At 63.4% G+C, this 17,130-nt stretch carries 17 protein-coding genes and 1 pseudogene; 8 read left to right on the top strand and 10 right to left on the bottom strand.

Annotated elements, in window-relative coordinates:
- Positions 1-62: 62 nt before the first annotated feature.
- Genes WC739_RS04490 through WC739_RS04475 form a run of 4 tightly spaced genes read left to right on the top strand, consistent with a single transcriptional unit; the run spans position 63 to position 3,718 of the window.
- Positions 63-1,643, top strand: coding sequence for a cytochrome ubiquinol oxidase subunit I (locus WC739_RS04490; protein ID WP_372951842.1), 1,581 nt, complete (start codon positions 63-65; stop codon positions 1,641-1,643).
- Between the two features lie 16 nt (positions 1,644-1,659).
- Complete coding sequence (gene cydB, locus WC739_RS04485; RefSeq protein ID WP_372951811.1) at positions 1,660-2,808, top strand: cytochrome d ubiquinol oxidase subunit II; 1,149 nt, start codon at positions 1,660-1,662, stop codon at positions 2,806-2,808.
- 29 nt (positions 2,809-2,837) lie between these two features.
- Positions 2,838-2,981: a cytochrome bd-I oxidase subunit CydX gene (cydX, locus tag WC739_RS04480; RefSeq protein ID WP_372951810.1), complete on the top strand. Its 144-nt coding sequence runs from the start codon at positions 2,838-2,840 to the stop codon at positions 2,979-2,981.
- A 38-nt stretch (positions 2,982-3,019) separates the two neighbouring features.
- A complete protein-coding gene (locus tag WC739_RS04475) occupies positions 3,020-3,718 on the top strand; it encodes a CBS domain-containing protein (protein ID WP_372951809.1) in 699 nt (232 codons plus the stop codon).
- A 57-nt stretch (positions 3,719-3,775) separates the two neighbouring features.
- On the opposite strand, the gene WC739_RS04470 is transcribed toward WC739_RS04475, so the two are convergent.
- Positions 3,776-4,390, bottom strand: a complete 615-nt coding sequence (locus WC739_RS04470) for an alpha-ketoglutarate-dependent dioxygenase AlkB (RefSeq protein ID WP_372951841.1) — start codon at positions 4,388-4,390, stop codon at positions 3,776-3,778.
- Between the two features lie 159 nt (positions 4,391-4,549).
- On the opposite strand from WC739_RS04470, the gene WC739_RS04465 reads away from it, so the two are divergent.
- Positions 4,550-4,759, top strand: a complete 210-nt coding sequence (locus WC739_RS04465; RefSeq protein WP_372951808.1) for a KTSC domain-containing protein — start codon at positions 4,550-4,552, stop codon at positions 4,757-4,759.
- A 56-nt stretch (positions 4,760-4,815) separates the two neighbouring features.
- On the opposite strand, the gene WC739_RS04460 is transcribed toward WC739_RS04465, so the two are convergent.
- The 3 genes from WC739_RS04460 to WC739_RS04450 are packed head-to-tail and all read right to left on the bottom strand — an operon-like array spanning position 4,816 to position 8,444.
- A complete protein-coding gene (locus WC739_RS04460) occupies positions 4,816-5,553 on the bottom strand; it encodes a FadR/GntR family transcriptional regulator (RefSeq protein ID WP_372951807.1) in 738 nt (245 codons plus the stop codon).
- A gap of 55 nt (positions 5,554-5,608) precedes the next feature.
- Positions 5,609-6,853 (bottom strand): acyl-CoA dehydrogenase family protein, encoded by a 1,245-nt coding sequence (locus WC739_RS04455; RefSeq protein WP_372951806.1) that lies wholly within the window; start codon positions 6,851-6,853, stop codon positions 5,609-5,611.
- A gap of 4 nt (positions 6,854-6,857) precedes the next feature.
- Positions 6,858-8,444: a class I adenylate-forming enzyme family protein gene (locus WC739_RS04450; protein WP_372951805.1), complete on the bottom strand. Its 1,587-nt coding sequence runs from the start codon at positions 8,442-8,444 to the stop codon at positions 6,858-6,860.
- A 255-nt stretch (positions 8,445-8,699) separates the two neighbouring features.
- Here WC739_RS04450 and WC739_RS04445 point away from each other — a divergent pair, with 255 nt between their 5' ends.
- A complete protein-coding gene (locus tag WC739_RS04445; RefSeq protein ID WP_372951804.1) occupies positions 8,700-9,713 on the top strand; it encodes a phosphotransferase family protein in 1,014 nt (337 codons plus the stop codon).
- Positions 9,714-9,780: 67 nt separating this feature from the next.
- Here the strand turns inward: WC739_RS04445 and WC739_RS04440 are convergent, their stop codons facing one another.
- The 6 genes and pseudogenes from WC739_RS04440 to WC739_RS04415 all read right to left on the bottom strand — a co-directional run bounded on the left by WC739_RS04440 (position 9,781) and on the right by WC739_RS04415 (position 15,728).
- Positions 9,781-10,917, bottom strand: coding sequence for an acetyl-CoA C-acyltransferase (locus tag WC739_RS04440; protein WP_372951803.1), 1,137 nt, complete (start codon positions 10,915-10,917; stop codon positions 9,781-9,783).
- A 73-nt stretch (positions 10,918-10,990) separates the two neighbouring features.
- Positions 10,991-11,932 (bottom strand): NAD(P)H-dependent flavin oxidoreductase, encoded by a 942-nt coding sequence (locus tag WC739_RS04435; RefSeq protein ID WP_372951802.1) that lies wholly within the window; start codon positions 11,930-11,932, stop codon positions 10,991-10,993.
- 4 nt (positions 11,933-11,936) lie between these two features.
- On the bottom strand, positions 11,937-12,578 hold the full coding sequence (locus WC739_RS04430) for a TetR/AcrR family transcriptional regulator (protein WP_372951801.1): 642 nt from the start codon (positions 12,576-12,578) through the stop codon (positions 11,937-11,939).
- 21 nt (positions 12,579-12,599) lie between these two features.
- Positions 12,600-13,385 carry an enoyl-CoA hydratase/isomerase family protein gene (locus tag WC739_RS04425; protein ID WP_372951800.1) on the bottom strand — a complete coding sequence of 262 codons (786 nt, stop codon included), beginning with the start codon at positions 13,383-13,385 and terminating at the stop codon, positions 12,600-12,602.
- A 6-nt stretch (positions 13,386-13,391) separates the two neighbouring features.
- Positions 13,392-14,580 (bottom strand): annotated as a pseudogene (locus WC739_RS04420) (acetyl-CoA C-acyltransferase).
- A gap of 14 nt (positions 14,581-14,594) precedes the next feature.
- Positions 14,595-15,728: an acyl-CoA dehydrogenase family protein gene (locus tag WC739_RS04415; RefSeq protein ID WP_372951799.1), complete on the bottom strand. Its 1,134-nt coding sequence runs from the start codon at positions 15,726-15,728 to the stop codon at positions 14,595-14,597.
- Between the two features lie 148 nt (positions 15,729-15,876).
- On the opposite strand from WC739_RS04415, the gene WC739_RS04410 reads away from it, so the two are divergent.
- Together WC739_RS04410 and WC739_RS04405 are read left to right on the top strand one after the other, a co-directional pair.
- A complete protein-coding gene (locus tag WC739_RS04410) occupies positions 15,877-16,638 on the top strand; it encodes an SDR family NAD(P)-dependent oxidoreductase (RefSeq protein ID WP_372951798.1) in 762 nt (253 codons plus the stop codon).
- Between the two features lie 108 nt (positions 16,639-16,746).
- A partial coding sequence (locus tag WC739_RS04405) for a M20/M25/M40 family metallo-hydrolase (RefSeq protein WP_372951797.1) occupies positions 16,747-17,130 on the top strand: 384 nt, incomplete at its 3' end.

The raw sequence follows: 17,130 nt of genomic DNA, 5'->3' as shown, positions 1-17,130 counted from the left end.
CGGCCTAGCTGGAGAGACGCCCGGCAGACGGCCGGGTCATCTAACAAGGCTAGACAGGCATGATCGATTTCACCGTTGTCGACCTTTCACGGCTGCAGTTTGCTGCTACCGCGATGTACCATTTTCTGTTCGTGCCGCTGACGCTCGGCTTGTCTTTCCTGATGGCCATCATGGAGAGCGTCTACGTCATGACAGGGCGCGACATCTGGCGGCGCATGACGCTGTTCTGGGGCACGCTGTTCGGCATCAATTTCGCCATGGGCGTCGCAACCGGCATCGTCATGGAGTTCCAGTTCGGCATGAACTGGAGCTATTACAGTCACTATGTCGGTGACGTCTTCGGCGCGCCGCTCGCCATCGAAGGGCTGATGGCCTTCTTCCTCGAGGCGACGTTCATCGGCCTGTTCTTCTTCGGATGGGACAGGCTGTCCAGGGTCGGCCACCTCGCCGTGACCTGGCTGGTGGCGCTCGGCGCCAATTTCTCGGCGCTGTGGATCCTGATCGCCAATGGCTGGATGCAGAACCCGGTCGGCTCGATCTTCAATCCCGACACGATGCGCATGGAAGTCACCGACTTCATGGCCGTGATCTTCAATCCTGTGGCGCAGGCCAAGTTCGTGCACACGGTGAGCGCCGGCTACACCACCGGCGCCATGTTCGTCATCGCGATCAGCTCGTTCTTCCTGCTGCGTGGCAGGCATATAGAGCTGGCCAAGCGCTCCATGGTGGTCGCGGCCAGCTTCGGTCTCGCCTCGGCACTGTCCGTCGTCGTGCTGGGCGACGAGAGCGGCTATGTCGCCACCGAACAGCAGAAGATGAAGATCGCCGCCCTCGAGGCCATGTGGGAGACGGAGCCCGCGCCCGCCGGCCTGACGCTCTTCGCCATTCCCGGCAAGGACGGCAACCGGTTCGAGATCAAGATCCCGTGGGTGCTGGGCCTTGTCACCACGCGCAGCCTCGACACCGAGGTTCCCGGCATCCATCCGCTGGTCGAGCACGCCGAACAACGCATCCGCAACGGCATCGTGGCCTCGGCGAACCTTGACGCGATCCGCAAGAATCCGGCCGACGCAACGGCGCGTGCCGACTTCGCACGGAACTGGCATGACCTTGGCTACGCGCTTCTGCTCAAGCGCTATCGCGACGATGTGCAGGCCGCCACTCCGGAAGAAATTCAAAAGGCAGCGCTCGATACCATTCCGGACGTCGCCACCCTGTTCTGGAGCTTCCGGATCATGGTCGGGCTCGGCTTCTACATGATCCTGTTCTTCGCCACGGCTTTCCTGCTGAGCGCCCGTCACAAGCTCGGCGAGAACCGCACGCTGCTCAGGATCGCGCTGTTCAGCCTGCCAGTACCCTGGATCGCGATCGAATCGGGCTGGCTGGTGGCCGAATATGGCCGGCAGCCCTGGGCGATCGAAGGCGTGCTTCCCACCTTTTACGCCGCGTCGGGACTGACGCTGACCGATCTCGTGATCAGCCTCGGTTTCTTCCTGACCCTCTACACCAGCCTGCTGGTCGTCATGGTGATCTTGATGGTCAAGACCATCAAGGCCGGCCCAAGCCCGCACAATGCGGCCACAGACGACGCTGGCAGCGTGGTCCGTATTCCCAAGGGCGCTTTCGCCCATCCCGCCCGCTGAGCGAGGAGCAAGCAATATGAACACGATCCCCCTCGACTACGAGAGTCTCCGGCTGATCTGGTGGCTTCTGCTTGGCGTCCTGCTCATCGGCTTTGCCGTGATGGACGGTTACGATTTGGGCGTCGGCGCGCTGCTGCCCTTCATCGCGCGCACCGATGACGAAAGACGCGTGCTGATCAACTTGCTCGGCCCGACCTGGGAGGGCAACCAGGTCTGGCTGGTGCTGGGCGGCGGCGCCATTTTCGCCGCGTGGCCAGCGCTCTATGCCGTCTCCTTTTCCGGCTTCTACCTGGCCATGATCACCATCCTGCTGGCACTGATCCTGCGCCCGGTAGGGTTCAAGTTCCGCGGCAAGATTCAGGATCCGCGCTGGCGCTCCGTCTGGGACTGGGCCTTGTTCATCGGCGGCTTCGTGCCCGCGCTGATCTTCGGCGTCGCCGTCGGCAATGTGCTGCTTGGCGTTCCCTTCAACCTCGACGCCACGCTTCGCCCCTCTTATGCCGGCAATTTCTTCGGCCTGCTGCGGCCCTTCGCGCTTGTGTCAGGCCTCCTCAGCGTGGCCATGCTGGTGACGCACGGTGCTGTCATCGTCGCGGCGCGAACCGAAGGCGCGCTCGCCGCGCGGGCAAGGCTCTATGGCGGCTATGCCGCCGTGGCGAGCATTGTCCTGTTCGCTCTGGCCGGGCTGTGGGTGTCGTTCGCCATGGACGGCTATGCGGTGACCAGCGTGCAGGATCCGCTCGGCCCATCGAACCCGCTCGGCAAGACGGTGACGACCGCCACCGGCGCATGGCTCGTCAATTATGGCGCCCATCCGTGGATGATGATCGCACCCGCCCTCGGACTGCTTGGCCCGCTCGTCGCCTATGCCGGTTTGAAGGGACATGCCTGGAAAACGTCCCTGCTTGGCAGCACGCTCGCCATCGTCGGCATCATTTCGACCGCCGGCCTGTCGCTCTTTCCCTTTCTTTTGCCAAGCTCGCTCAACCCGAATGCAAGCCTGACGGTCTGGGATGCGTCGTCCAGCCACCTGACCCTGTTCATCATGCTGCTGGCGACGATCGTCTTCCTGCCGCTCGTGCTGATGTACACCGCATGGGTTTATCGCGTCATGCGCGGCACCGTCACGGTCACCTCCATCGGCCGCAACCCCAACGCATATTGACGATCCAACGCCCTAAGGAGCGGAACATCATGTGGTACTTTTCCTGGATCCTCGGCGTCGGCCTCGCCTGCTCCTTCGCCATCCTCAACGCCATGTGGTTCGAGATGCGCGAAGACCGCCCGGCTGTGCCGCGAGGCGTGAAACAAGGACCTGCCGCAAAGGGTCGGGACTGACCCGTCAGAAGCTCAACGACCTCTTGAAGGAGATACCCATGCGGGCCGAAGCCGTCATGTCATCACCCGTTGTGGGTATCGAGCCCTCGGCGTCGATCGCCGAGGCGGCGACAATGATGCTGTCCAGGAAGATCAGTGGCCTTCCGGTCATTCGCGCCGACGGCACCCTGGTGGGGATCGTCAGCGAGGGCGATTTCCTGCGCCGCGGAGAACTGGGCACGAAGCGCCAGCGCTCGCGCTGGCTTGAATTTCTCGTCAGCCCCGGAAAGGTCGCGGACGAATACGTGCACGCCAACGGACGCCGGGTCTCGGAGGTGATGTCGGACAACGTCGTCGCGACGACTCGCGACGCGTCGCTCGAGGACGTTGTCGACCTGATGGCGCGCCATCATGTCAACCGCTTGCCGGTGGTCGAGGGCGGCAAGGTCGTCGGCATCATCACCCGCTCCGATCTTCTGCGGGCATTGCTTCGCGTCCTGCCGGCCTCGGACGCGGAGGACGGGGATGACGAACAGATCCGCCGCAATATCGTTGCCGAACTCGCCGGCCAGAGCTGGGCGGGAACCAGTACGATCCATGTGAGCGTGAACAAAGGCATCGTGGACCTGAGCGGACCGATCTTCGACGAACGTGAGCGCCTGGCTGCGCGCGTCGCGGCGGAAAACGTCCCCGGCGTCAAAGCCGTCACGGATAGTCTGTTCTGGGTCGAGCCGCTCTCCGGCATGGTCATCAATTAGATGGCGTAGGGACCAGAAGGGTGGCCGCGTCCTGGACTGGTTCACAGCAGGCTGTGTTCAGCGACCCTCGATCCGCAATGTCCGCAAGGTGATGGAATAGCGGTGCCCGGCAAGCGGTGGAATGCTGTGCTCCCATTCGGAGCGCGACGGTCCAGCCATGAGATAGGCCGACCTCGGCTCGACGACGATGGTCCGGCGATCCCACTTCGTGCCGTTCTTGCGCCGCAGCCGGAAATCGCAGGACGCCAGCAGCGAGACGCCTACGACTTCTTCGAAATGGGGCTTGTCGCGGTGCCAGCCGATGCCGGCGCCAGGCCGGTATTCATTGATCAACACTTGCGCGAACGCTTCGGCGGGCCGGCTCGCGAACGCCGCGACCTTATCGCGCAGAGGCAGCAGAAAGCCGGGGATAGGAGGCGCCTCCACGACTTGGCGCCGGTCATAGTCGTAGCGCAGGCCAAAACCAACGACGCGGCGGTTTGCCAGATGGCCATGAAAATCGAAAGCCTGGAAAGGCAGGCCTTCAAGATGCCGGGTGAGTTCGCTCTCTTCATCCGGCGTGATCAACTCGGCCTGGTAGAGGAACCCTTCCGGCAGGTCGTCGCCGGCGCCAAAGAGATCGGGCTGGAGCGGAGCGGCGCGAACGGGTGTTTTCAGTTTGGGCGGCGACATCGTGCCTAGATGGTGAGCGCCGGCCAACCAGGCAATATCGGCCAATGCGTCCGCCGGATTTTGCCCGCCATGGGCTCATGCCAGCAGGCAGCAAGGATAACGGCCGCGGAACTCCCGGCCCGCCGACGGGTTTATCCGACTATCCGTCGGGTGCAAGCCATGCCATCGACCGTGATCCGAAACACCAGATACGATCCGGCCACCAGGATTCTCTCGGTCTGGTTTGTGCCAAGCGGCTACCGCTATGACTATGAGGACGTCGCCCCGGAAACCTACGCCGCCTTCAGACAGGCATCGTCAAAGGGGCGTTTCTTCAATGATTTCATTCGAGATCGCCACGTCTATCGACGTGTGGCGAGTTCAGCTTGAAGCCGTGTAGAGGCCGATGCCGTGCGATTTTGCGGCGGCATCCATCGTCTCGCAGATCAGCTTATCAATGACCGGTCAATCTGCTCGCTGAGCGACAGATTTGCCTTCAGCCAGCCGCGCTTCAGGTCCTCGATATGCCTGGTCGCCCACAGCTCGGCGTGCTCCGCATCGCGCCGCTCCAGCCCGTCGACGATCTCTTCATGAGCCTTTATCAGCCGGGCCGCAGCTTGGGGCAATTGCGGGTGAACCTGTTCGAACGCGGGATACAGCAGCGTGCCGATCGGCTGCCGGCAGAGCAGAAGTGCGTGGTTGTGGGCCGCTTCCGACAACAAGGTGTGGAATTCCATGTCGAGCCTGCCTGGGGAAAGCCCCTGCTTCACCGAAGCCCTGGTGGCATCAAGATTGCGATTGAGCCCGTCCAGTTCGCTTTTCGAGACATTTTCGGCGGCGAGCCTCGCGGCGAGCGGCTCCAGCACGCGCGAGACATCCCACAGCTCGACGAACGTCACGGCACTCATGAGCAGCGCCCGCGTCGCTCGCGGCGTCAAATCCGAATGGTTCGGCACGGTGACGACAAGCCGCTTGCGCCCCTCGCGCCGGACGAGACCGTCGCTTTCCAGCTGTCTGATGCCTTCGCGAACCGTCGATCGATTGACACCGAAACTTGTCGCGAGAGCGAGCTCGCTCGGCAAAGCGTCGCCCGGGTTAAGCGAACCGCCAAGAATGTGGCGGCGCAACTCGCTCGACACGACTTGGTAGGCCGGAGGAGCGCTCAGTTTTTCGATGGTCAGCATGGCGTTCTCTTAGCCGCCGTACCAGGCTATCATCCCTCGGCGCCAGGCCGAAGGGCTAGTTCCGGTGTACGGCATCCGCTGCTGCACAGCGCAGCTTGGTGGCCTTCAATTCCTCTTTTGCAATGCCGCGCAAGTGCACCTCGTCGGGCCCGTCTATGTAGCGTAGAGCGCGACCCCAGGTCCACAGAAATGCAAGGGGCGTATCCGCGGTCAGGCCCTTGGCGCCGAAGACCTGCATCGCCCGGTCGACCACTTTCGTCTGCAGCCTCGCGGCCACAACCTTGATCGCGGAGATTTCGCGCTTGGCGGCATTCGTTCCTGCCACGTCCATCAGCCAGGCGGTTTTCAGGTTTAGAAGCCGCGCCTGTTCGATCTCGATGCGAGATTCGGCGATCCAGTCCTGAATGTTGGCATTGTCGGCAAGCAGCTTGCCAAATGTCGATCGTGCCAACGCCCGCTCGCACATGAGTTCGAGGGCGACTTCGCATTGCCCGATGGTGCGCATGCAATGATGGACCCTGCCCGGCCCCAGGCGCGCCTGCGCGATGGCGAATCCCGCCCCTGCCTCTCCCAACAGATTGGCGACCGGAACGCGGACGTTGTCGAACAGCACCTCGCAATGTCCTTCGGGCGAGTGATGGTGCATCAGGGAGACATCCCGCACGATGCTGAATCCGGGCGTGCCAACCGGCACGATGACAAAGGAATGGCGGCGATGCCTGGCCGCGCCGTCGGAGCGGTCGGAGACGCCGAAAACAAGGGTGAAGGCGAAGAGGGGATGCAGGGCGCCGGTGGTGAACCATTTGCGCCCATTGATGACCAGCTCATCGCCGTCACGGTCGATCGTGGTGGCCAGGTTCGTCGGGTCCGAGGATGCGACGTCGGGCTCGCTGATCGATACGGCGGAACGGATCTTGCCGTGCAACAGCGGATCCAGCCATCGCTCGCGCTGCTCTGGCGAGGCGAACGTGTGCAGGATCTCCATGTTGCCAGTGTCCGGCGCGCTGCAGTTGAAAACCTCCGATGCCCATGGAACACGGCCCATGAGCTCGCCCAGGGGCGCATACTCCAGGTTGCTCAACGCGGTGCCCGGTTCGTCCGTTCGAAGTGCGGGCAGGAACAGGTTCCACAGGCCCGCGGCCCGCGCCTGTGCCTTCAAGGGCTCAATCACCTCGCTCGGGTAGACGCCCGAGCGCGCGATCTCGTGCCAGCGCTGGTTGCTGGGGAGGATATGCTGTTCCATGAAGAGGCGAAGTTGGGCCCTCAGGGACTCTACTTTGTTGGAATATTCGAAGTCCATTGGATCAGCCACCACTCTGCGCGAGACGTTCCCGCAATTCGTTCTTGAGCACCTTGCCGTTTGCATTGCGCGGCAGCGGATGCGGCAGGAACGTCACCCCGTCCGGCACCTTGTAGTCGGACAGCCGCTCGGCGCAGAACTGCCTGACAAACTCGCCGTCGGTCAGTGACCCGTCGGTGACAATGAAGGCATGGACGCGTTCACCGAGCACGGGATCCGGCTTGCCTATCACGGCGCATTCCACGAGGCCGGGAATGTGGGAAAGCGTGCCTTCGACTTCGACGCAGTAAATCTTGAACCCGGCCCGGTTGATCATGTCCTTCTTGCGATCCAGGATATGGACATTGCCGTCTTCGTCCACCGCCCCGATGTCGCCGGACACCCAGTAGCCCATGACAAAACCCGCTTGATTTCCCGCTGGATTGTTCCAGTAGCCGGGAACGACGACGGCACCGCCGATCAGCAGTTCGCCGCTCTTTCCCGGCGCGACTTCCCTGCCCTGCTCGTCGACAACAATGATGTCGGCGCAGGGCAGCACCTTACCGACGGAGGCCGCCGCCCTGCCCTGCGTGCCCAAAGGCGTCATTGCCACGGGCGAACTGGTCTCGGTCGAGCCATAGATGTTGCAAAGGGCGAGCTTCGGCAGGGCACGGGCCAGACCTTCTATCGTCGCCTCCGGCATGGGGGCTCCACCGAACCCCGCCACCTTCCAGCATGACAGATCGAAGGTCGTGAAATCCGGATCGAGCAGCAGCAGATTGTAGATTGCCGGCACCAGAACGGTGAATGTGATTTTCTCGCGCGAGGCGAGTTCGAGAAATGGGCGCGTCTTGAACGCCCTCTGAATCACGATGCAGCCGGCAACGCGTATGGTCGTCAGGATAATGGCAGCCAAACCCGTTACGTGAGACGCCGGGACAGCGAGGATCGCCGAGTCGCCCTCCTGCAGCGCGAAACCGTGCTCGTAGTGCAGCAGCGTGTGGATCGTGCTGAGATGGGTCAGGACCGCACCTTTCGGCTTGCCTGTCGTGCCGGAAGTGTAAAGCAGGCAATAGGGATCTTCTTCCGCGACTTCTGGAAACGGCACGCTCGCCCTGTCTGCGCACAGATCGCCAAAGAGCTCCCCATCGTCGTCGCCAACGACGTAGCGGTGCCGCAGGAAAGGAACGTCCGCCTCGGCTGGGATGCTGGGCCTATATTCGGCGTCGTAGATGATGCCCGCGGCTTCGCACTGGTTGAGGACGTATTCCACCTCGGGACGCTTCTGGCGCACGTTCATTGGCACCACGATCATGCCGCAGCGCGTGGCGCCGGCTATCGCGTAGACAAATTCGAGGCCGTTGCCGAGCAATAGGGCCAGGCGATCTCCCTTGCGGAAGCCGGCATGCAGAAGGTTCCGCGCAATCCGGTCGGCAATCTCATTCAACTGCCGATAGGTGATCCGCTGGCTGTCGCAAACCAGCGCCACACGATCGGGCGCCCGCCGCACCGCATCGCGAAGAACCTCGTCGAGGTTGGCGGGCCGATCCGCAAAGCAACGCACGATCCGTTCGCGATAGTGCACCTCGTTCCTGGTGGCGGGAAACGACATGTTCAGCTCCTTCAGGGCACGTGGCGGACATTGAGCATGTTCCAAGATCGCCAGCTGCAAATCAAACCCTTGCGGGACCGCCCGCGTCAGGCAGCCGGTACCGCGAGTCCGGATCTGTTCACAGCCCGTTTGTCCGACAACCCGATAATCGGGCTAAATTTTACTCAGGTCAAGAGTGGGCAAGGCCAAGGCGATTGACGACCATATACTTGAGTCCTATTGTCGGACAATCCAACAAGATGAGGCTTTCCACAGTTGATCGACACCCAGCGGTTCGAAGCATTCCTGAAGTCGGAAATCCCAGGACTTGCCGGGGCTCTCGACCTGCAGCCGGTCGCAGGGGGGCAGTCCAACCCGACGTTTTTCGCTAACTTCGACAATCGCCGGCTGGTGGTGCGCAAGAAGCCCGACGGTCCTCTCTTGCCGTCCGCGCATGCGATCGAGCGGGAATACCAGGTGCTCCAGGCTCTCGGAGGCACGGGCGTATGCGTGCCGCGGGTCTTGCTTCTCCACGCGGGCAGCGACTTGATGGGCACGCCTTTCTACGTGATGGAGCGTGTCGAAGGGCGTATCTTCCACGACAGCCGGCTGGGCAGCGCCCCGCAAGCGGAGCGGGCTGAAATGTATCGCTCGATGGCGCGCATGCTGGCCGAGCTGCACAAGGTCGACTTCAAGGCGGTGGGCCTGTCCTCGTTCGGCCAGCATAGCTATTTCTTCTCGCGCCAGATCGCACGCTGGACCCGCCAATGGCAGCTCTCAAAGGCCGGCGATATCCCGGAGATCGACCAGCTCATCGAATGGCTGCCCTTGAACCTGCCTCCCGAGAGTCCCGCCAGGATCGTCCACGGCGACTTCAGGATCGGAAACCTGGTTTTTCATCCGACCGAGCCGCGGGTCGTTGCGGTCCTGGATTGGGAACTCTCGACACTGGGCCACCCCATGGCGGATCTTGCTCACACATGCGTCTACAGCTGGTTTCTGGCCCCCGACGATTATGGCGGCATCCTCGGTCTCGACCTTGCCGAGCAAGGCCTGCCGAGCATGCAGGATTTCATCTCCTGCTATGACGCAGCCGCCAAGTCCGGCATGAGATTGAACAAGTTTCACATGGTGTTGGCGTTGTTGCGCAACGCCGTGATTTTCCAGGGCATCGCTTCGCGTGGAAGGACCGGCAACGCGGCGGCCGACAACGCTGAAAAGTTTGGCCGCCTGGCATCCGTGATCGCACGAAGAGCCCTGGACCTGATCGAGTCCCGGGATCCATTCTGAGGCCCCGTACCCCTGGAGGCAGGCCAGTGCCTCACCCTTCGGCGAGCTAAGTTCCGGCCCGCCCTGTTCAAGCAGCCTCGAGGACCATCGCGATCCCCATTCCGCCGCCGATGCATTGCGTGGCGAGCGCGCGCCCGTGCTTTCCGCGGCTGAGCAACGTCGCAGCCTTTCCGACAAGCCGGCCGCCAGTGGCCCCTAGAGGATGGCCCAGCGCTATGGCACCGCCGTCCACGTTGAGCTTCTCTTCGGGAATGCCCAGTTCCCTGCGGCATGCCTCCGCCTGGGCGGCGAAGGCTTCGTTCATCTCGACGATGTCGATATCCGCCATTGTGATGCCGGCGCGCCGCATCGCCTTCCGCGACGCCTCGACCGGCCCCATGCCCATGATGCCGGGAGCACAACCAGACACGGCAAAGCTCTCGACGCGGGCCAGGAGATCCAGGCCATTGCGCTTTGCGAACGCTTCGCCGCAGACCAGCACCGCCGAGGCTCCGTCGGTCATGGGTGACGACGAACCCGCTGTCACCGTCCCGTCCGAGATAAAGGCCGGCTTCAGTTCCATCAGCTTTTCAAGGCTCGTTTCCCTGACGCAGCCGTCCTGATCGATAACCGAACCGGCCAGCGTATAGGGAGCAATTTCGTCCGCGAGGCGACCTTCCAGCTGTGCCGCCCTCGCCTTTGCGTGGCTGGCCAGGGCGAAGCGGTCTTGATCATCGCGTGTCACGCCGAACTGCCGGGACACGCGCTCCGCGGTCAATCCGACATTGGCGAAGTCCTCGACCTGCCGCGCCGACCAGGAGGGATGCGGCACCATGTTGAAGCCCATCATCGGCACCTTCGACATGCTCTCGGTTCCGCCCGCCACGAAGGCCTCCCCTGCATTCATCAGCAGCATTCCGGCGGCCACCTGCACGGCCTGGATCGAGGAGCCACACCAGCGGTTCACCGTCATGCCGGCCGTGGTTTCGGGCAGCCCCGCGAGCAGGCCGACAATGCGGCCGATATTGAGCCCCTGTTCTCCCTCGGGAAACGCGCACCCCCACACGACGTCCTCTATCTCTTCGCCGGCGACGCCGGTTCGCTCCAGCAGCGATCGCACCACATGCGCGCCGAGGTCGTCGGGCCTGACGCCGGCCAAAGCGCCCTTCCGGGCGAAGGTGAAGGGCGTGCGGACGTAACCCGCGATAAAGGCATGCTTGGTCATTCATATCTCCTGGACCATCGGCGCCGGTGCACGGCGGTGGATTGCTGGTTGATAGTTCCGGGCCGGTCCACCGCTAGACGCCGAAGCGGTCCAACCCTGCCATGGACATGGCATCGCGATACTCGCCCGACAGTCTTTGGCAAAGGGCCGATGCCGCCGGGATGTCGGTGACGGCGCCCACACCATGCCCGGCGGACCAGACCTTCTTCCACGCCTTCGCTTCGTTCTTCATGTCGAGTTCGGCATGCGCCGGCAACTGGTCGGGATCGAGCCCGGCCGCCAGGACACTGGGGCGCAGGAAGTTGGCGTTCACGCCCGAGATCGCGGCGGTGTAGATAATGTCGGCGGCGGAAGCGCCCACGATCATCCGCTTATAGTCTTCCGCCGCCAACGACTCCCGCGTGGCGATGAAGCGTGTGCCCATATAGGCGAGGTCGGCGCCCATCACCCGCGCTGCAGCGATGTCTCCACCATTGGCGATAGACCCCGACAGCACGAGCGTGCCTCGGAAAAAAGAGCGTATCTCGGACAGCAGGGCAAACGGGCTTGTCAATCCGGCGTGGCCACCGGCTCCCGCGGCGACAGCGATGATCCCGTCGACCCCGGCTTCCGCCGCCTTCTGCGCGTGACGCCGGTTGATCACGTCGTGAAAGACCAGGCCGCCATAGGCATGCACGGCGTCCACCAGGTCTCGAACCGCCCCGAGCGACGTTATGACCAGAGGCACCCGGTGCTTGACGACGATCTCCAGATCGCTGGCCAGGCGTGGATTGGACTTGTGAACGATCAGGTTCACTCCGTAGCATGCAGGATCGGGTGTCGCGCTCAACCGGCCGCCTATCTCGTCGAGCCAGGCGTCGAACCCCGCGCTCGTGCGCTGGTTGAGTGCCGGCAAGGTTCCGATCAAGCCAGATCGACAGACCTCGACAACGAGATCTGGACCCGACACGAGGAACATGGGTGCCGCGATGGCCGGCAGTCGCAAGCCCTTGAGGAGAGGTTCCGGGATCGCCACGGCGCTAGGAATCCGATCGCGGCGACAGGCCGTTCATCAGCGTCGCGACGCAGCCGTCGGCGATCTCCTCGGGCGAAAGTGGCCCGCCGGGTTCGTACCAGCGCGCGATCCAGTTGAGCGCTCCGGTCAGCGTGAAGGTCACGATCTTTGGATCGCCCGCGGCCAGCGACCCGTCCTTCATGCCGTCCGCCACGACGCGGCGCACGGCGTAGTCGATCTCGCGCTTCAGGCCGCGGAATTGTTCCTTGGTCTGCGCCGAGAGCTCATGGTCGGCTGTTCGCGTCACGCAGATGCCGAAATCCTGCGTCATCACGAGGGCGTATCGGCGCATCAAGGCCATCAGCCTCTGAGAGCCCGTGCCACCCTTGGCCTGAACGGCGTCGGCGGCTTTCTGGATGTCGTCGAGGCCGATCCGCACGCACTCGAACAGGATCTCATCCTTGTTGGCGAAATAATGATAGATGGTTGGCTTGGTCACGTTCAGCGACGCCGCGACCTCGTCGAGCGACGTCGCATGAAACCCCTTGCTGTTGAACGCCTGCACGGCCGCGTGCAGCACCGCCTCGCGCTTCACGGCCCGATCGCGTTTTCGCTCCACCTTCGTCGGCCAGGGCGACGTGGATTTGCTGTCGATCTCTGTGCTCATTCTCCAAGACTCCTGGAAGTGCTATCGCCCGGCAAACGTCGCCGCCCGCCTGGTTGCGAAAGCGTTGACGCCTTCGGCGAAATCCGAACTGGCCGTCGCCGCGATCAGACTGGATCGTTCAGCTTCCAGCTGTTCTGCCAGACCAAGCTCTCCATCCAATAGCCGTTTATACGCGCCATAGGCAAACGTCGGACCGGACGCGATCGCCCGCGCCGTTTCGTCCAACGCCTCCTCGAACGCAGCTTCGGTCGTCAGGCGGTCGATCAGGCCGTGCTCCAGCGCCTCGCTGGCAGTGAGGCTTCGATTGTTGAACATCATCTGGAAGGCCAGCCCGCGGCCGACCCGCCGCGGCAGGAACCAGGTCAGGCCGCAGTCGGGTGAGGCGCCGATGCGATCGTAGGCGACGATGAAACGCGATCCTTCTTCCGCGATCACGAAGTCGCCGGAGACTGCAAGCGACAGGCCGGCGCCCGCCGCAACGCCGCGTATGGCCGTGATGACCGGGGCCGGATGCGCGCGCAGGGCGATGATCGCCGGGTTCAAGGAATCCAGCAACTCGTTGATGACGAAAGAAGCCTTGTCGATGCCGTCAGCCATGAAGGCCGGCACGTCGCCGCCGGCCGCAAAGGCCTTGCCCGATCCCATCAGAACGATGACGCGCAGCCCTTCCCTGTTCGTCAGTTCCAGAACGGCCCGATTGAACGCCCGCGCCATCGGCACGTCTATGGCGTTGAGGACATCCGGCCGGTTCAGCGTCAATCGGCCGACACCTGTGCTTGCGTCGAAATCAGTAAGGACAAGCGACATGCGGCCTCACGGCAATTCGATTGCGATGGCGGTGGCTTCGCCGCCACCGATGCACACGGCAGCGACGCCTCGCCTCAACCCGTACTGCTTAAGCGCGTTGATGAGCGTAACGCAGATGCGGGCGCCCGAGGCCCCTATCGGATGACCGAGCGCGCAAGACCCGCCCAACACGTTCATGCGCTCATGCGGGATGCCGAGGTCGCGCATCGCGGCCATCGGGACCACGGCGAAGGCTTCGTTCACCTCGAAAAGATCGACGTCCTTCAGGGCCCAGCCAACGCGCTCAAGCAGCCGCTTGATGGCAAAGCCTGGCGCGGTCGGAAACAGCGACGGTTCGTGCGCGTAGGAGGCATGGCCGCGAACCCGCGCCAGCGGTTCCAGCGACAGGCGCTCGGCGTGCGACGCCCGCGTCATCGTCAGCGCAGCCGCACCATCCGAGATCGATGACGAATTGGCGGCCGTAACCGTGCCTTCCTTGCGGAACGCCGGCTTCAAAGTCGCGATCTTTTCCGGCCGCGCCCGCGCCGGCTGCTCGTCAAGTTCAATGCGAATCGGGCCGCCATGGGTGTCGAGGGCCTCGACAGCCACGATCTCGGCGGCGGCCTTGCCGCTCCTCTCGCTGTCCAGGGCCCGATTCAACGAGGCCACGGCATAGCGGTCCTGCTCCTCGCGGGAAAACCCGTAGCTCTCAGCACAATCCTCGGCGAACGTGCCCATGAGCCGGCCCTTGTCATAGGCATCCTCGAGCCCGTCCAGAAACATGTGATCCTTGAACTCTCCGTGTCCCATGCGCAGGCGGCCACGGATCTGCGTCATGAGGAAAGGCGCGTTCGACATGCTCTCCATTCCGCCGGCGATGGCGAAGGTGGATGAGCCGGCGATTATCTGGTCATGCGCGAGCATCATCGCCTGCATGCCCGACCCACACATCTTGTTCAGGGTGGTGCAGGAGGTGGCCTTCGACAGGCCGGCCTTCAGCGCGGCTTGGCGCGCGGGCGCCTGACCCTGCCCTGCACCCAGAACGCAGCCCATCAGCGCCGTGTCGACGGCCTCGGGCGCGATCCCGGCCTCGGAGACAGCCGAACGGATCGCGACAGCTCCCAGTTCGCTGGCACTCAGCGATTTCAGATCGCCCAGCAGCCCCCCCAAGCGGCGTGCGCTTGGCGGATACGATAGTGACGGGATCGGCGATCATCGCGGCTCTCCAGATCAGGCGGCGAGCGAACGGGCGATGACCATCCGCTGAACATCGCTCGTGCCTTCGTAGATCTGGCACACGCGCACATCGCGCCAGATCCGCTCCACGGGGAAATCCCTTGTGTAGCCATAGCCGCCGAATATCTGCATCGCCTCCGAAGCCACCCTCTCAGCCATTTCCGACGCGAAAAGCTTTGCCATGGAGGCCGCCTGCAGGGCCGGCCGGCCCGCGTCCTTCATAGCCGCCGCATGCAGCACCAACTGCCGCGCTGCTTCGAGATTGGTCGCCATGTCGGCGAGACGGAAGCCGATAGCCTGATGCTCGATCAGCCGCCCGCCCATGCTGGCGCGATCGCGGGCGTAGGCGACAGCGGCGTGGAGCGCCGCGCGCGCCATGCCGACGGACTGGGCCGCGATGCCGATGCGCCCTCCTTCAAGGTTGGCCAGGGCGATCTTGTAGCCCTCGCCCTCTGCACCGAGCAGATGATCGGCGGGTACCACCAGATCTTCCAGCGCGATCTGGGCGGTATCGGACAGATGCTGGCCCGTCTTTCTCTCGATGGAGGCCACCCGCCAGCCTGGATTGGCTGTCGGGACAATGAAAGCCGACATGCCCTTCTTGCCGGCGGTCTTGTCCGTGACCGCGAAAACGATGGCGATATCCGCGTTCCGCCCCGAGGTGACGAACTGCTTGACACCGTTGATGACCCACCCGGAGCCGCTCTTTACGGCGCGGGTGCGGATTGCCGATGCGTCCGAGCCCGCATGCGGCTCCGTCAGGCAGAACGCGCCCAGGTTTTCGCCGCGCGCCATGGGCAGCAAGAACCGCCGCTTCTGTTCTTCGGTCCCAAAGCGCAGTATTGGTCCGCAACCAACCGAGTTGTGGACCGACATGATGGTTGAGATCGCACCATCGCCCGCCGCTATCTCTTCCAGGGCGACGGCATAGGCGACGGTATCGGACATCGAGCCGCCATACTCATCGGGGACAAGCATGCCCATCAATCCCAGAGCACCCATCTCTCTCAGGACTTCACGGGGAAAGTGCGCAGTCTCGTCCCAGTCGGCCGAGTTGGGCGACAGCCGTTCGGCGGCGAATCGCCTGGCCATGTCCTGGATCAATCCCTGGCTTTCGGTGAGCTCCACAAAGCACCTTATGCTTGACGTTTATGACTTTCTGGTAATACGTATACTCACAAGTAAACTAGTTGGCAATCTGCAAGCGCGCAACCGGCTGGGTGGGTCAAGTGACCGACCCGCGAACGCATCGGCCAAAGCGATCAGGAGACTCCGCATGAAGATCGAGGGACACGCGGCAATCGTTACGGGGGGCGCTTCAGGCCTTGGCGCGGCGACGGCTGAAATGCTGGTCAAGGCGGGCGCGAAGGTGACAATCCTGGACATGAACCAAAGCCTCGGCGAAGCCAAGGCGGCGGCCATCGGCGCCTCCTTCGTGATGACCGACGTGACCAGCGAACGCTCGGTCGAAGAAGCGTTGGCCAGAGCAGAAGCTCTCCATGGAAAGGCCCGAATCCTCGTCAGCTGCGCCGGCATCGCACCACCGGCCAAGGTCGTGGACCGCAACGGTGCTCCCATGCCGCTGAAGGATTTTGCGGCCATCATCAACGTCAATCTGATCGGGACCTTCAACGTGATCGCCAAGTTCTCGGCGGCTCTCGCCTCCCTCGGTCTGGCGGGCGAAGAACGGGGCGTGATCGTCACCACGGCCTCCGTCGCCGCCTTTGATGGCCAGATTGGACAGGCGGCCTATTCGGCGTCGAAAGGTGGAGTGGCCGCCATGACGCTGCCGATTGCCAGAGAACTGGCCCGGCATGGAATTCGCGTCATGACGATCGCGCCCGGCCTGTTTCTCACCCCGCTCATGGCATCCCTGCCGCAAGAAGCGCAGGAAAGCCTGGCGCGGCAAGTTCCGTTTCCATCACGCCTCGGCGAGCCGAGTGAGTTCGCCAGCCTGGTCAAGGCGATCATCGACAATCCCATGTTGAATGGCGAGGTGATCCGGCTGGACGGAGCCATCCGGATGGCGCCGAAGTAAGCGCGGGACGCGTTCCCGTCTGCCGGCCCGGATGGCGCGTGTTGCAAGTCCGCGCATAGAGGCTTGGGGGCGCCGGCCAATATTGATGCACGCCGCGGAATTGCAACGATGGACAGTGTCACGATCCTCGAAAAGCTGATCGCGTTTCCAACGGTGAGCCGCGACTCCAACATCGAGTTGATCCGTTTTGCAGCCGACCTTTTGGAAGAGGCGGGAGCCACCTGCCAGATCCTCTACAGCCCGGACGGCAGCAAGGCCAACCTGTTTGCCACGATGGGTCCGACCGGCGTGCGGGGCGTTCTGCTGTCGGGCCACACCGACGTCGTCCCCGTCGACGGCCAGGACTGGACTGTGCCGCCATTCGTAATGACCGAACGCGACGGCAGGCTTTACGGGCGGGGAGCGGCCGACATGAAGGGCTTCGTCGCCTCGGCCCTGGCCGCGGCTTTGAAGGCTTCGAAAATGGAGTTGAGAACGCCGGTTCATCTCGCG

This window comes from Mesorhizobium sp., from assembly GCF_041661565.1.
Classification (GTDB): domain Bacteria; phylum Pseudomonadota; class Alphaproteobacteria; order Rhizobiales; family Rhizobiaceae; genus Mesorhizobium.
Note: the sequence above shows the minus strand (reverse complement) of the source record. Positions and strands in the feature narration are given on the sequence as shown.